The organism is Cellulosimicrobium sp. BMG9.22 (assembly GCF_059159975.1).
Genome location: NZ_JBZGBY010000066.1, coordinates 1 through 1,395, shown reverse-complemented (window position 1 = coordinate 1,395; position 1,395 = coordinate 1). Strand labels below are relative to the sequence as shown.

1 rRNA gene is annotated in these 1,395 nt (G+C 57.2%); it reads left to right on the top strand.

The features are described 5' to 3' along the window. A 23S ribosomal RNA gene (locus AC4H2H_RS19705) occupies positions 1 to 1,395 on the top strand; the annotation flags it as partial.

Sequence of the window (1,395 nt, the reverse complement as noted above, 5' to 3'; positions counted from 1 at the left end):
CATCAGGCTGAGAGCTGACGGTGAGCGCGCATGCGCGAACTGGGTGATCCTATGCTGCCAAGAAAAGCCTCGGCGCGAGGTTCTAGCCGCCCGTACCCCAAACCGACTCAGGTGGTCAGGTAGAGAATACCAAGGCGATCGAGCGAATCGTGGTTAAGGAACTCGGCAAAATGCCCCCGTAACTTCGGGAGAAGGGGGGCCCGAAACGTGAACCGACTTGCTCGGGGAGCGTGGACGGCCGCAGAGACCAGGGAGAAGCGACTGTTTACTAAAAACACAGGTCCGTGCGAAGTCGCAAGACGATGTATACGGACTGACGCCTGCCCGGTGCTGGAAGGTTAAGAGGACGGGTCAACCCTTCGGGGTGAAGCTCAGAATTTAAGCCCCAGTAAACGGCGGTGGTAACTATAACCATCCTAAGGTAGCGAAATTCCTTGTCGGGTAAGTTCCGACCTGCACGAATGGCGTAACGACTTCTCCGCTGTCTCAACCGCGAACTCGGCGAAATTGCACTACGAGTAAAGATGCTCGTTACGCGCAGCAGGACGGAAAGACCCCGGGACCTTTACTATAGCTTGGTATTGATGTTCGGTGCGGTTTGTGTAGGATAGGTGGGAGACTAGGAAGTCCGCACGCCAGTGCGGGTGGAGTCAACGTTGAAATACCACTCTGACCGCTTCGGATGTCTAACCTCGGTCCGTGATCCGGACCAGGGACAGTGCCTGGTGGGTAGTTTAACTGGGGCGGTTGCCTCCTAAAATGTAACGGAGGCGCTCAAAGGTTCCCTCAGCCTGGTTGGCAATCAGGTGTCGAGTGCAAGTGCACAAGGGAGCTTGACTGTGAGACTGACAGGTCGAGCAGGGACGAAAGTCGGAACTAGTGATCCGGCGGTGGCTTGTGGAAGCGCCGTCGCTCAACGGATAAAAGGTACCCCGGGGATAACAGGCTGATCTTGCCCAAGAGTCCATATCGACGGCATGGTTTGGCACCTCGATGTCGGCTCGTCGCATCCTGGGGCTGGAGTAGGTCCCAAGGGTTGGGCTGTTCGCCCATTAAAGCGGTACGCGAGCTGGGTTTAGAACGTCGTGAGACAGTTCGGTCCCTATCCGCTGCGCGCGCAGGAAACTTGAGAAGGGCTGTCCCTAGTACGAGAGGACCGGGACGGACGAACCTCTGGTGTGCCAGTTGTTCCGCCAGGAGCATCGCTGGTTGGCTACGTTCGGAAGGGATAACCGCTGAAAGCATCTAAGCGGGAAGCCTGCTTCAAGATGAGGTTTCCACACCCCTAGCGGGTGAGAGGCACCCAGCAGAACACTGGGTAGATAGGCCGGACGTGGAAGCGGGGACCAACGACCCGTGCAGCTGACCGGTACTAATCAGCCGACAACTTCAACA